Annotated in this window: 7 protein-coding genes and 1 pseudogene; 2 read left to right on the top strand and 6 right to left on the bottom strand. The window is 29.9% G+C overall.

Translation table 11 applies throughout. The features are described 5' to 3' along the window. Nucleotides 1-183: 183 nt before the first annotated feature. The 5 genes from Q3223_RS12605 to Q3223_RS12585 form a co-directional block, all read right to left on the bottom strand. Nucleotides 184-888, bottom strand: coding sequence for a response regulator (locus Q3223_RS12605; RefSeq protein WP_243194208.1), 705 nt, complete (start codon nucleotides 886-888; stop codon nucleotides 184-186). After that, nucleotides 879-2,486 carry a DUF4118 domain-containing protein gene (locus tag Q3223_RS12600; RefSeq protein WP_223152756.1) on the bottom strand — a complete coding sequence of 536 codons (1,608 nt, stop codon included), beginning with the start codon at nucleotides 2,484-2,486 and terminating at the stop codon, nucleotides 879-881. Before Q3223_RS12600 ends, Q3223_RS12605 begins: the two co-directional genes overlap by 10 nt. A gap of 259 nt (nucleotides 2,487-2,745) precedes the next feature. Next, nucleotides 2,746-3,924: a hypothetical protein gene (locus Q3223_RS12595; RefSeq protein WP_074180010.1), complete on the bottom strand. Its 1,179-nt coding sequence runs from the start codon at nucleotides 3,922-3,924 to the stop codon at nucleotides 2,746-2,748. A 225-nt stretch (nucleotides 3,925-4,149) separates the two neighbouring features. Then, nucleotides 4,150-4,644: a threonine/serine exporter family protein gene (locus Q3223_RS12590; protein WP_054269041.1), complete on the bottom strand. Its 495-nt coding sequence runs from the start codon at nucleotides 4,642-4,644 to the stop codon at nucleotides 4,150-4,152. Further along, nucleotides 4,645-5,406 carry a threonine/serine exporter family protein gene (locus Q3223_RS12585; RefSeq protein ID WP_065388354.1) on the bottom strand — a complete coding sequence of 254 codons (762 nt, stop codon included), beginning with the start codon at nucleotides 5,404-5,406 and terminating at the stop codon, nucleotides 4,645-4,647. Nucleotides 5,407-5,954: 548 nt separating this feature from the next. Between Q3223_RS12585 and Q3223_RS12580 the strand changes: the two genes are divergently transcribed. Then, on the top strand, nucleotides 5,955-8,789 hold the full coding sequence (locus tag Q3223_RS12580; protein WP_407812067.1) for a sigma 54-interacting transcriptional regulator: 2,835 nt from the start codon (nucleotides 5,955-5,957) through the stop codon (nucleotides 8,787-8,789). Nucleotides 8,790-8,831: 42 nt separating this feature from the next. Next, nucleotides 8,832-10,076, top strand: coding sequence for a D-alanyl-D-alanine carboxypeptidase family protein (locus Q3223_RS12575; protein ID WP_176702552.1), 1,245 nt, complete (start codon nucleotides 8,832-8,834; stop codon nucleotides 10,074-10,076). A 2,702-nt stretch (nucleotides 10,077-12,778) separates the two neighbouring features. On the opposite strand, the pseudogene Q3223_RS12570 reads toward Q3223_RS12575, so the two are convergent. Then, nucleotides 12,779-14,347: pseudogene (locus Q3223_RS12570) on the bottom strand (cell wall-binding protein CwpV); the annotation flags it as partial. Between the last annotated feature and the right edge of the window lie 349 nt (nucleotides 14,348-14,696).

Raw genomic sequence — 14,696 nt, 5'->3', positions numbered from 1 at the left:
TTATTTCATGAAAAAATATATCTTAAAATACAAAAATAACTATGTAGATTTAAGATTAGATAAATTGATTTTATATCTATTCATTATAAAATATACATAGCTATTTCTATTCTGTTTAAAATATTCATATTTATTAGAATAGCAGATAATTTTTATCTAATTAATATTATCTTAATTTCATAACTATTCATCTGCCATACGATAGCCTACTCCAACTTCAGTCAAAATATACTCTGGTTGAGCAGGGTTTTTTTCGATTTTTCTCCTTATACTTGCCATAAATACTCTAAGGGACTGGTTTTCACTTTCATAGTAATTTCCCCAGACCTTATCTATTATAAATTTATGAGTTAAAACTCTTCCTGAATACTTAGACATTAATTCAATAATCTTATATTCAATTGGAGTTAAATGTATTTCTTTATCATTAATTAAAACAGTATGAATTTCATAATCTATCTTTAGATTTTTAACTTCAAAAACCTTTGGAGTATCATTGTTTATATTGCCTTGTTGAGCCTTATTTCTAAGAGCTACACGCACTCTAGCTAAAAGCTCTGTTACACTAAAAGGTTTAGTCAAATAATCGTCAGCTCCTCCATCCAAAGCCTCAACTTTATCTCTTTCATGTTCTCTTGCTGAAACAACGATTATTTTGTTATTTTTAGCACATGCTCTAACTCGTCCTATTACTTCAATTCCATCAATATCTGGTAGCCCTAAATCTAAAATTATTAAGTCTGGGTCAAGAGAATGTATAAGTGATATCGCAGTTCCTCCATTATCAGTCTCTACACACCTATAATTTTGAGTTTCAAGAGACACCTTTATAAATTTACAAATTGGCTTGTCATCTTCTACAATTAGAACTAATGGCTTTATTTCCACTCGCCTTTCGCCTCCTCTTCACATATAGGTATACTAAATCTAAATGTAGCTCCTCCAGAAGAATTATTAAAAGCTATAATTTCTCCTCCATGAGCTTCTACTATAGACTTACATATCTCTAATCCAAGACCAATCCCTCTTCTTTCAAGATTTCTAGATTTATTCTTGGTATAAAATCTATTAAATATATTATCAATATCTTCATTTGGTATTCCTTTTCCATTATCTGAAACTGCAAATAGAACTTGATTTGACTCTTTATTTACAGTTAATTCTATTTTGGAATCTTTAGGTGTATGTCTTATAGCATTATCGATTAAGTTTACTAAAACTTGTTCTATTAACAATACATCTACATGAACTACTATTATTTCTTCTGGAATATTAGTTTGTATATCCCTATTATTAGCAAACTTTTTCACTCTTAGTATAGATTCTGCTATTATTTCATCAACAACTTCTGGTCGTTTTTCAATATCCAATTTGCCTTCATCTATTCTAGTCATACTAAGTATGTTCTCAACAGAATGAGTCAGCCAACTTGTATCTTCATATATATTTTTTACTAATTCTACTCTAGTTTCTTTGTCTATCATATCATCATTTTCAAGTATTGTTGAAGATGAACCTAATATGCTTGTAAGTGGAGTTCTTAAATCATGAGAGATTGATCTAAGTAAATTGCCTCTTAATCTCTCTCTTTCTGCCTCAAGATTAGCTTTTTTATTCTTTTCAAATAAATTTTCTCTATCGATTGCCAATGCAACCTGTGTTGAAACAGCTTCTAACAATATCTTTTCATTTTCTGTAATAATATCTATTTTAAAACATGCAATACCTATAACACCAAGTACATTCGATTCTTGACCTTTTATAGGAAAGTAGTATGCACTACTCTTTTTACAATATTTTGTTCCGATTCCAACTGGTTCGCCTGTCCTAAAAGCTTCTTTTATAGCTTCCTTTTCTAATACTGAATGGAATATGTTCTCACTCCCATCATTGTTACAAATATAGATACTTGGCTTACCTAAATTATTATCGCCATCTGAAATGGTTACTATAACAGTTCTATTTAACATGTTTACTAAATTAGTCCCACAAAACTCAATAATTTGATTCTTATTTTTTGCTTTAAGTAATGTTTTATTGTTCTCATAAAGCAACCTTATCATTTTTTCTCTTTTATGAGAAAGTCTCACTTCTCTTTTTATTCTAGAAGTTAGGGTACTTGTTATAATAGCTGCCATCAGCATAATACAAAATGTTATAGGATAATCCTTCCTATAGGCTAAAAAAGTATATAATGGATGTGTAAAGAAAAAGTTAAATGATAGCACTCCTATTACTGAAGAAAGTATTCCAAAAAAATACCCATACGTTATACTTGTAGCAAACAGCACACCTAATATGTATACCAATATAATATTAGATTCATTAAAACCTACCTTTTCAAAAACTACTGATATTCCAGTAGCAATCATCATAACCAATATAGTTTTTATGAAGTCCTTAATAATCACCTTTCTACTGAGATAATCATCTTCATCATAATCATACTCTTTTAAGTCTTCATGATGTAGTCGTTCCTTTTTCATCTACTACAATTCCTCCTTATTGTTACTGTTTAAATTGACTCTATTGTATATAATACAATTTTATCATAATAAATTCAATCAATACATTTAATTAGTTTATCTAAATTACTAAAAGGTGCTGTCTTAAAATGAAAGTAAATCTCTATTTCAAAACAGCACCTCTATATATTTAAATTACTAATTTTATTTTATACTTAAATCATTAGTTTATTCAACTTTATAAATTATAATATCTTAATATTTGATTTCTAGAACATTTTTATCCAACGAGCATAAATATAAAGTGGGCACATATACCTGCACATAAACCACCTATTGTATGTGAAAGTATCGCTTTACCAGCTAATGGTCTTGCTTCTAAAGCATCCATCATACCTATATGTGTACTTAGGTATCCACTCCAACACATACCCATAGCTGTAAATACTGCTATATCATTAGGAGTTATAGCACCTGATTTTATAAATTCTGGTACTAAAGATATTGCTGCTCCAACAGCTCCTAATGCAGTTACAGGGAATGCGATTGCTTCTGGTGATGTGAATCCAAATAATGGCTCTATTATGAAGCTAATTTTATCACCAATAGCAGGTAATAATTTTATACCTTCATATGCAGCTCCTGTGTAAACAGCCTGACCTGTAGCAGGGTCTGTAGATGGTCCAAAAGTTAATAACATAACCAATGTACAAACTACTAAAACTCCTGGTATTATAGCCATACCCATTTCAACACCTAACTTACCACCTTCAAGTATAGCATCCAATCCTCTTTGGAATACATTACCATCTCTTATTTCTCTAAACTCTTCAATTTTTGCACCTTTTTCATTTACTTGTTTTTCAGTATCGCTTTTAGGGTCATAATTATAATACTTTTTAGTAAAAGTCAACATAATTCTAACACTAATAATACTACCTATTATTGCCCCAACATTACCTATTATAGCTGGTAGTACATATTCTTTACCTTGAGCTATCATGAAAGTCGTTACAATAAGCCCCATACCAAAGGCTGTTCCTAAGTTACATAAAGCAGGTACTTGATACTTCTTAAAATATTGTGTAAATGTTTTGTCTTTAGCAAATGGTATAATAGCTGGATTATCAGATAAATATGTTGCAACTACTCCTGCTATACTAGCACCAGGTAAGCCCCATATAGGTCTCATAAGACCTTTAAATATCTTATTAACTAAGGATATTACTCCGAATTCTGAAAGCAATGCACTAAGTGCACCTGCAAGAACTGCCATCGCCATTATTAAAAATACTGTATCTAATAAAAGCGCATGTGCTGTACTCATTATTACTTTAAACATCATACCTGCACCCATGATGCTTCCTACATATCCAAATCCTACCGCCAATAGTACAATAAATACGAAGGTTTCCATACTTACTGCCTTGACTCTTCTCTTATCCGACAGCTTTTCCATCTTGAAATCTTCCCCCTTTTCAATTTAAATTAAGGTTTCTAGCATTGGTACAAATTTTTTGGTACAAACTGAACACTAAAACTTACATCTGTAATGCAAGTTGTCAGTTTTTTGAAATAAAAAAAAACTATTTCTATAGAATAAGAACATCTTTTCTAATTTAGATATTCTTATTCTATTTTATGTTATTATATTATCATCCTTTTACCTAAAAGTCAATTTTTTCTATTTTTGTGGCTTAATTTTATTTATACCCTTCTTATATTTTTCATTTTCTTTTATTTTGGTAAACATTCCATATAAGTTTACTTTTCTAAATACTGTAGTTATAAATACCAGTCCCAACGCAATTGAACTTGCACAGGATAATGTACTTACACCATACTCTACTGCTTTGATATAATTATTTGTCAAAACAGAATACATAGTATTATATATTCCATAACCTGGTACTAATATTATTAGACAACATACACTTAATGTGGTTGCTGGAGTCATATAAATTCTAGCACATAACTCACAATATATTGCAAAACATACTGTAGCTATAAAGAAACATAAGTTTTCCGTCACACCCATATTCAAACAAAATTTATATGAAAACCAAGCGATACTTCCACCTATACCAGATAGTATCAAATTCTTTCCTTTCATATTAAATAGCACTCCAAAGCTTAAGGCTGTAAAAAAAGCTGCTATTACCTCTATAAACAAATGCATTTATATCCCCCCTAACTTGAAGTACAATCCAAGTACCAAGAACATTCCTACCGCTATAGATACACCTATAAAAAATACTTCTGCTAACTTTGCAAGACCAGAAATCAATTGTCCATCTAATAAATCTCTTAAAGCATTCGTCAATGCCAGACCAGGTACTAATAACATTATCGCTCCTGCTATCAGATGGTCTATTGTCTTTATAAACCCAAGCTTCAAGATTATAATAGAACAAAGAGCTATAATAACTGCTCCGATTGCATTTACAAAGAAGTCATTTAATGATGATTTATTTAAGTACATAGTAACAAACTTAGTCAAAATTCCCACAGTAAATGCGGCTATAAACTCTTCTATATTTCCTCCAAATAGTATCGAAAATGTCGCTGCTGCAATGCCTGCAAAAAATATTGTTATTAAATCTGAATAGTAGTTATCTTCACTTATCTCATCTAAAATTTTTTCACATAATTCAATATCTAAATTATTTATACTTATTGCCCTTGATAATGAGTTAACCTCATGAACCAAGTTTAGGTCTACCCTTCTTGAGCTTATTCTTTTAATTGCTGAATGTAATTTTCCATCTACAAACACAGATGCCATTACAGCTGTTGGGGTCGCAAATACATCTACATGGTCTATTCCAAAAGATTGACATATTCTAGCTATCGTTTCTTCAACTCTATAAGTTTCTCCTCCACTTTGCAACATAGCTTTACCTGCGTTTGAGGAAAAGTTTAAAATTCTATCTATATCCACAAAACATATCTCCCATTCTTTTATAGTATTATTCATATTTTATTACAAGATATTATTTATTTAAACTATTTTAAATAAACAATATCCAATATTTACATTTTATGAAAAAACTTGTTTTTTATGCTTGTCAAAACTAAATTTTAAAGTTGTTTACAGCATAAAATGGCTGAATTAATATATAACAAACACTTTCAACCATTGATATAATCTTTTAAATTGTATAGTATTCTCTTCAATAAAACTATGTACTTTCTAATTTTTTGTTTTTTAACTTTCACGAGTTTTACTTTAATTTGATAGTTATATATTGAAATGTATTTAAAACTTATATTTATTTATATAACAACATAATATCCTAACTAAATCCATAAAAATCTATATCTAGTATAATGCAACTCTTATTTTAACACCATCCATTACACAAAACAACATATTAAAAAGTAAAATACAAAATATCCACTATAAACCTTATTTTAATACCAAATATATATTATAATATATTTAATATAACTTAAGTATAACTTAAATATAAAGAAAGGAGGCAATATATGCTAAGAAAAGATAAGGTTCTATTATCACTACATAAATTATGTGAAAATATAACTTTAAAAGACCTTCAATCAGAGAAAGCAGGATTTACTACAATAGAAGTTGCTAATAATTCATCTCTTGATAGAAGTAATACCAGTAAAGAATTAAATAACCTATTTAATGAAAAGAAAGTTATAAAGATACCTGGCAAGCCCATTTTGTTTTTACATGCTGGTATTATTGAAAATTTAATTGGTCATACTTTAGACAACTCTGAGTTTTCCATAAGTAATTGTAATGAGCTACTTAAATCAAGTAAAAATGACTCAGAAGATATTTTTTCAACATTACTTGGACAGGATTCTAGTCTTAAACTAGCTATAGAAAAAGCTAAATCTGCTATACTCTACCCTCCAAAAGGTCTTAACACATTACTCATAGGACCTACTGGTGTTGGAAAAAGCACATTTGCTGAAACAATGTATAAATATGCTGTAGAAAGTAAAGTCTTTTCTTCTGAAAGTAAATTTGTTGTATTTAACTGTGCTGAATATGCAGAGAATGCTAACTTACTCTTAAGTAATTTATTTGGTTATGTTAAAGGCTCTTTTACTGGTGCTAATAAGGATAAATTCGGGATAGTCGCACAGGCTGATGGAGGTATATTATTCTTAGATGAAATACATAGATTACCCCCAGAAGGTCAAGAGATGCTTTTTCTTTTGATGGACAAAGGCATATACAGACGATTAGGAGAATCTGACATCGTACATAAAGCTACTGTTTTTATTGTGTGTGCCACAACAGAAGATATACATTCTTCACTACTTGGGACTTTTTTAAGAAGAATCCCAGTTACAATTAACCTACCTGCTTTACAGGATAGGTCCTTAAAAGAAAGATTATCTCTTATTAAATACTTCTTTATTATAGAATCTAAATATACCAATGCAACTATAAGAGTTCACAAAGATGTCATTAAATCTTTACTTCTTTATGATTGTTTTGGTAATATAGGTCAACTTAAATCTGATATACAACTTATGAGTGCAAGAGCTTTTTTAAATTATAAGACTGGTCTAAAAGAAAATATAGAAATAGATTTGTCTCTTGTTCCTGATTATATATACACTGGTCTTTTAAAATTGAATGAAAATCGCAGTAATCTAAATAAATTATCAGAACTTGATTACATGCTTTTTTATGAATTTAATGGTAACAATTTGGAGGTTGAATATACAAAAGAACTCTCTAAATACAATATAGATACACCAAACAATGGGTTTAAATATTCTACAGAGATTCCTTATCTAGAAAATGACATAAGGAGTATGTTTATAAATTATATGGAAAAATACTCTACAAAGTTACTTTCAATATCTTCAGTAACTCATTCTGATTATACAAGTAATGAAATTTTCAAGGTAATTAATCCAAAGATTTACTATGCTGTTGAACACTCTTTAAAAGAAGCTGAAAAAATATCGAGAAACAAATATACAAAACAAACTTATATTGCTCTTTCAATGCATATAAGTGCACTTATAGAAAATATAAATCAAGACACATATAACCCTAAATACAATCTATATAATGATAAAATTTTCTTAGATAAAGATTTAAATATAGCTAAAATAGTTTTAAGTATAATCGAAAATGATTTACAAACATCACTACCTAAAGATGAAGTAAAATTTATATCTATGTTTCTAAATAGCACATACCTTGAACCAAATAATCAATCTGAAAGTATAGGTGTTATAATACTTGCTCATGGAAATTCAACAGCAAGTAGTATGTGTGATGTAGCAAATTCATTACTTGGTACAAACCACTGTAATGCAATTGACATGCCTCTTGATGTAAAGGTAAGTACTATACTTGATAAAGCTATAGAATTAGTAAAAGAATGTGATGAAGGTAAGGGAGTACTTCTTTTAACAGATATGGGTTCTCTCATAGCTTTTGGAGAACTTATTTCAGAAAAAACAAAAATTAAAACACGCTCTATTGAGATGGTATCTACTCCAATAGTTTTAGAGGCAGTAAGAAAAAGCACACTACCAGAAATGACTTTGGATGAATTGGCTAATTCTTTAAGCTCTTTAAATCCATATATTGGGCGAGCTGCAATTGATTCAACAGAAATAAATTATCCTGAGAAGTCAAGAGAGTATGCCATAATAACGACTTGTATAACGGGTTATGGTTCAGCTATGAAGATAGCAGATTTTATAAACTCTTCATTAAAAAGTATTAATAAATACAGTATTAATTTAGTTCCTCATAATATAGAGAGTTTTAAAATGTATAGAAATAAATTTAGTAACACTAAAATTTTGGCAGTTGTTGGCAGTGTAGATTTTAATGTGGCTAATACCCCATTTATTCACATAGAAGAACTCCTAAATGGGTATGGTCTAGATATGTTGAACAAAATAATAGAAGGTACATTTAATGCCAGTAGCATTACTAACATAAAAGAAACAAATTTATCATATAACAGCCTAATAATAAACTTTATGTCTCAAAACTTAGAGCTTTTAGACTCTGTTAAATTATTCAATTATGTCAATTCATCATTATTTTCAATAATAGAATTGATAGATGAAGGTCTAAAAAGCAAGTTTAAGTTAGGATATATACTTCATTGTTCTTTTATGATAGAAAGATGTTTTAAAAATACAACTTTTCCATATAATAACATCACTGAGTTAATCAGTGAAAATTATGAACTGTATAATTTAATACATGAGGCCTTTAAGCCAACAGAAGCTTACTTTAATATCTTGATACCAGATGAAGAAATTGCTTATATAATAGATATGATTAATGAGTATCTAAATAAATAAAACTTACAGTACCTACTTTGTGCATGTTAATTAATATATGAAATGGAGGATGAGATTTTGAAAGAAAAAATAAAACAGTTAACAATACTTGCATTAATTTGTATATTTATAACTCCTGGATTTGCATCTGCAGATGCTCCACCAGTACCAAACTCTTCAAGAGCTGCACTACTTATAGACCAGAAAACTAAAAGAATATTATTTGAAAAAAATAGTGATGAAAAAATGCCTCTAGCGAGTTTAAGTAAAATGATGACTTTTTTACTTGCAATAGAAGCAGTCAATAAGAATCAGGTAAAGGAAACTGATATGGTAAAGATAGACAAGTCTACGGCTTCAGTAGGTGGTTCTACTTGTAAACTTAAAGATGGTGATGAAATATCTTTAGGAGAGCTTATGCAAGGTCTTATGCTTGTATCCGGAAATGATGCTGCTATGGCTATAGCTAAACATGTTGGTAAAACTGAGAAGAATTTTGTAAATATGATGAATAAGAAAGCTGAAGAAATAGGAATGCTTGATACGTATTATTTTAATCCAAACGGACTTCCTATATATACTGACCCAGAACATAAGGAGCCACCTATTGAAAATATATCAACAGCTCACGATATAGTTGCACTTGGAAAGTATATGTATGACCATTATGAAAGTCAAGTTACTAGAATAACTACTATGCAAGTATATAATGATACGAAGAAAGATTTTACACACTATAACACAAATCCCCTATTAGTTTCAGTGCCTGGTGTTGATGGAATAAAGACAGGCTATACAGATAATGCTGGTTATTGCCTTGCATTTTCTATGATGGTACCTAAGGACGATAAAAATGAAAGAAATCATAGATTAATAGGAGTTGTTCTTGGTGATGGTAATAAGAAGAATAGAATTTCTTCTTCTGCTACTTTATTGAAGTATGGTAAAGACAATTTCCATTCTAAAAAGATAGCTCATAAGGGGGACATTATAGAGACTCCTTGTGTTGATGGTGTTGATGATTTTAAGATAACTGTTAAAGTTGATAAAGATTTGTATGGGGTTGTTTCCGATAATGAGAATATACACCCTAAGATAGTGTTTAAAAATATGAGTTATCCTATTCATAAGGGAGATATTGTTGGTGTTGCAAAGTATTACAATGATTCTGGCAAGTTTGTTGGAAGTGTTGATGTTAAAAGTGAAAGTAATATAGGATGTATTCCTTTGAAGGATAAGATTAAGATTAAGGTTGCTAAGATAAATAGAAAGCTTGAGGTTAAAAATTCTGTTTGTTTTAAGGCTTAGGTTAGATGAGATTTGTGAAAGACTCCACTTTATTGTGGGGTTTTTTATTTTGTACAAAAAATTAAAATAGTGGCAACAATTGAGGATGTGAGGGAGAGTTGCCACTATTTCATATAGGGTATTATATTATGTTTTTAAGCTAGTTTTACTATCTTCTATGTTTATATAATAACTCTTGTATGTGAATTTAATAGATAATTCATATGAAAATTATGTGAAGTTTTGTAATAAAAATTAAAAGTGCCTAACTTATTTAAAGTATATATTTAAGCAACAAAAGAATATTTGAAAGCATACTAAGCTATATGTAAAGTTTCTAAAATTTATATATTATATTTTAAATATACTAGATACATTAAATGTTAGTATTCATTTTTCATTACACTCTTATTCTTGGCTGTAAATAGATTTGTATAAAAACAAATTTACCTACAGTATTTTTTGTATATAAAATTGGTGAATTAAGACGAATATTCATATAAAAAACCTCTTAATTAATATATTTCTAAATTTATACCAATTAAGAGGTTTATACATAATTTAAATTTTAATTTAATATTAGATTAATTAAAAATATAAGTATCAATGTTTATTCATTCTTACTCATTTATTTTTAATAGGTTAATTACAGATCTTGCTACATCTGTAAGACTTGTTTTTAATGTTCTTGCAGAAATACTCTTTGCATCTATTGTAAATGCGTCTGCTTTTTTAGTCGTACCTTTGTATTCAACTCCTACTACTACACTTTGACTTGCATCTGTTTGTTCTATTGGTGTAAATGTATATGTTATTGTTTTAGTAGCTTTTTCGTATTTGAAGTTATCTAATGCTAACTCCGTTTCTTGTCCTCCATCTATTGCTTTAGTTGCTGTAAAGTCTCCTGCAATTGGATCTACTGTTGGTGTTTTATCTAGTACTATTGTTAATGTTCCATTTGTTACATTCACAGTTGATACTGCTGCTACTACATCTTTTGCATCTACTGTAAATGCATCTGCTTTTTTAGTTGTACCTTTGTATTCAACTCCTACTACTACACTTTGACTTGCATCTGTTTGTTCTATTGGTGTAAATGTATATGTTATTGTTTTAGTAGCTTTTTCGTATTTGAAGTTATCTAATGCTAACTCCGTTTCTTGTCCTCCATCTATTGCTTTAGTTGCTGTAAAGTCTCCTGCAATTGGATCTACTGTTGGTGTTTTATCTAGTACTATTGTTAATGTTCCATTTGTTACATTCACAGTTGATACTGCTGCTACTACATCTTTTGCATCTACTGTAAATGCATCTGCTTTTTTAGTTGTACCTTTGTATTCAACTCCTACTACTACACTTTGACTTGCATCTGTTTGTTCTATTGGTGTAAATGTATATGTTATTGTTTTAGTAGCTTTTTCGTATTTGAAGTTATCTAATGCTAACTCCGTTTCTTGTCCTCCATCTATTGCTTTAGTTGCTGTAAAGTCTCCTGCAATTGGATCTACTGTTGGTGTTTTATCTAGTACTATTGTTAATGTTCCATTTGTTACATTCACAGTTGATACTGCTGCTACTACATCTTTTGCATCTACTGTAAATGCATCTGCTTTTTTAGTTGTACCTTTGTATTCAACTCCTACTACTACACTTTGACTTGCATCTGTTTGTTCTATTGGTGTAAATGTATATGTTATTGTTTTAGTAGCTTTTTCGTATTTGAAGTTATCTAATGCTAACTCCGTTTCTTGTCCTCCGTCTATTGCTTTATTTGCTGTAAAATCTCCTGCAACTGGATCTACTGTTGGTGTTTTATCTAGTACTATTGTTAATGTTCCATTTGTTGCATTCACAGTTGATACTGCTGCTACTACATCTTTTGCATCTATTGTAAATGCATCTGCTTTTTTAGTCGTACCTTTGTATTCAACTCCTACTACTACACTTTGACTTGCATCTGTTTGTTCTATTGGTGTAAATGTATATGTTATTGTTTTAGTAGCTTTTTCATATTTGAAGTTATCTAATGCTAACTCCGTTTCTTGTCCTCCATCTATTGATTTATTTGCTGTAAAATCTCCTGCAACTGGATCTACTGTTGGCGCTTTATCTAGTACTATTGTTAATGTCCCATTTGTTGCATTTACAGTTGATACTGCTGCTACTACTTCTGTTGATTTTGCTGGCACTACCACATCTATCTCTGCTGTATCTGCTGTTTTCCCACTTGATATATGTGTTACTGTAAACACTATTTTTACTGTTTCTTCTGCATCTGGTGGTATTATTGTTCCATCTTTCTTTATTACAGACTCATCACCTGCTGATTTTATTTTTATTGTATATCCACTTGCTACTGTTGGCATAGTTAATTTAATCGCATCTTTTGCTGGTGTAGTTACACTTGTTACTTTTGCTGCCTCATTATTTACTGCTATCTGTAATTCTTCATCAGTTGATTTAGCTGGTACTATTACAGAAATTTCCTTTGTATCTGCTGTCTTTCCACTTGATGTATGCGTTACTGTAAACACTAATTTTACTGATGTTGCCGTATTTGGTGGTAATATTGTTCCATCTTTTTTTATAACACTTTCATCACTTGATGATTTTATCTTTATTGTGTATCCACTCGATACTGATGGCATAGTCAGTTTAGTTGCATCTTTTGCTGGTGTAGTTACACTTGTTATTTTTGCTGCCTCATTATTTACTGATGTTTGATTAGAAGAACTTCCTCCTGAAGATGAACCTCCTCCATGTGAGCCTCCTCCACTTGATGAACTTCCTCCTGATGAATTAGAACTTGGACTATTTCCACTTATTGTTGGAGAATTATCTCCCTTAACACTACTTATTGAGCCCTTATTATCTATAGTAGTTCCTTTAGAATTATTTGTAACTGTAGTTATCTTTCCACCATTAGTCACTTTTACTTGGCTTGCTCCAGATGCTACTGTTAAACTACCAATCTCACCTTTAGAATTGTTCTCTATCTTAGCTCCATTTTTATCATTAACCTTTAAGTTAGTTATTTTTCCATAGTTAATGAAAGTTCCATCTTTTACATCATCTATAACTACATCATCTACTTTTGCATAGTTGTTTACATCCCCATTAGGCATGTTTATAGTTACAGTCTTTGTATATGTACCATTTAAATTTACTGTTACTGCTTTATCAGTTTGTATTGTAAATGCTTCTTTAACCTCACTAGTTGGTTTAAAGTTTATAACATCATTTGCAGTAGCTTTATCTACAGCTGATTTTAACTCAGAAATTGTCTTAGCTTCAATTGTACTTACTTCTTGTAATGACTTCATTTCATTGAATGCTGTCTCATTACCATTTCCACCGACTTTAGTTATTTTATCAAAGCTCTTAGAGTTAACTACAGATTTTTGTGAAGCTGATAAATTTTTTCCAACTAAAACTACTGGTGATTGATTCTTAGCACCTAATACACCTACTGCTAATGCATCTATAAGTTGGTCTTGTTTATTCATACCATCTTTAGTCACATAAGCATTTTTTAAATCTGTATTCTTATAGAATTCTTTTACTACCTTTGCATTTGTATCATTTCTATCTGTTCCACCTAATCTTGTACTATTTGGTAGTTTATTTTTAACAGCCTCAGAAACCGAACTCTCTCCACCTACTACATAAGATTGAGTTATCCCAGCATCCTTTATAAATTTATCCGCTACTGCTGTTCCATTTTTAGAATCAGCAAGTATTACTGGCATATTGTTTTGTGCAGCTGGTGCTCCCACACTTACTGCATCTGCAAGCCCTTTTTCACCATTAACTACAGCTATTTTCTTAACATCACTTATAGCATCTAATCTCTTAGCTAATTCTAAAGATGTTTGGTATCTTTCAGCTCCAGAGATTCTCTCAAAAGATATTTTTAAATCTTTTATTTGTTTTTCTATATTTGTACTTAATACAGAAGTTCCACCTATCAAGTATACTTTTTTAGCTTTTAATCTTTGTATCTCTGCTTTTGTCTTATCATTTAATTTATCTTTACCTGTTAAAAGTATTGGAGCATTTTTTGCCTTTGCAAATGGTGTTGCAGATAACGCATCTGCTATAGATGAGTCATTTACTATTACTACCTCATCTGCATTTTTCCATCCATCTTGACTTATTTTAACAGCAGTCTCATATCTTTCTTGTCCCGTTAAATTTGTTGCTACAGTTTGTGCACTAGCTATACCTGCTGTTGAACTTCCAGCTATCATTGTAACTGTAAGCATGGCAGCAATCTTCTTTGGTATTTTCATTGTATTTTTCCCCCTTGTCCATTTGATAACATTTAAATTTTTTAATTCTGTTCCCGTTCTAATTCTAAGGGATACTTAATGCTTAATTTTAAAGAGGTTTTCTGACTATAATGATTTTATAATTAATATATAATTCACTTACTATTTTTTTACATTATAGTTATTATAAGGAAATAAACAAGTTTTCTAATTAATTGAAAAGTTAGTAAATTTAGACTTTAACGTAGATTTAATTTTTTTGTTAATGAATTGTAGTAAAAGAGAGGATTTTACATAAAAAAAGTAGCCCTTAGAATTAAAAGTGCTACTTTTTTTACAAATAAATTTTATTATTTACACTTGTAATTAT

The organism is Clostridioides sp. GD02367 (genome assembly GCF_045900275.1).
GTDB classification, from domain to species: domain Bacteria; phylum Bacillota; class Clostridia; order Peptostreptococcales; family Peptostreptococcaceae; genus Clostridioides; species Clostridioides difficile_A.
Note: the sequence above shows the minus strand (reverse complement) of the source record. Positions and strands in the feature narration are given on the sequence as shown.

Excerpts from the sequence above, each read along its gene's own strand:
- Q3223_RS12595 (WP_074180010.1), bottom strand. The coding sequence starts at position 3,924 with ATGGAAAAGCTGTCGGATAAGAGAAGAGTCAAGGCAGTAAGTATGGAA.
- Q3223_RS12600 (WP_223152756.1), bottom strand. The coding sequence starts at position 2,486 with ATGAAAAAGGAACGACTACATCATGAAGACTTAAAAGAGTATGATTAT.
- Q3223_RS12580 (WP_407812067.1), top strand. The coding sequence starts at position 5,955 with ATGCTAAGAAAAGATAAGGTTCTATTATCACTACATAAATTATGTGAA.
- Q3223_RS12590 (WP_054269041.1), bottom strand. The coding sequence starts at position 4,644 with ATGCATTTGTTTATAGAGGTAATAGCAGCTTTTTTTACAGCCTTAAGC.
- Q3223_RS12575 (WP_176702552.1), top strand. The coding sequence starts at position 8,832 with ATGGAGGATGAGATTTTGAAAGAAAAAATAAAACAGTTAACAATACTT.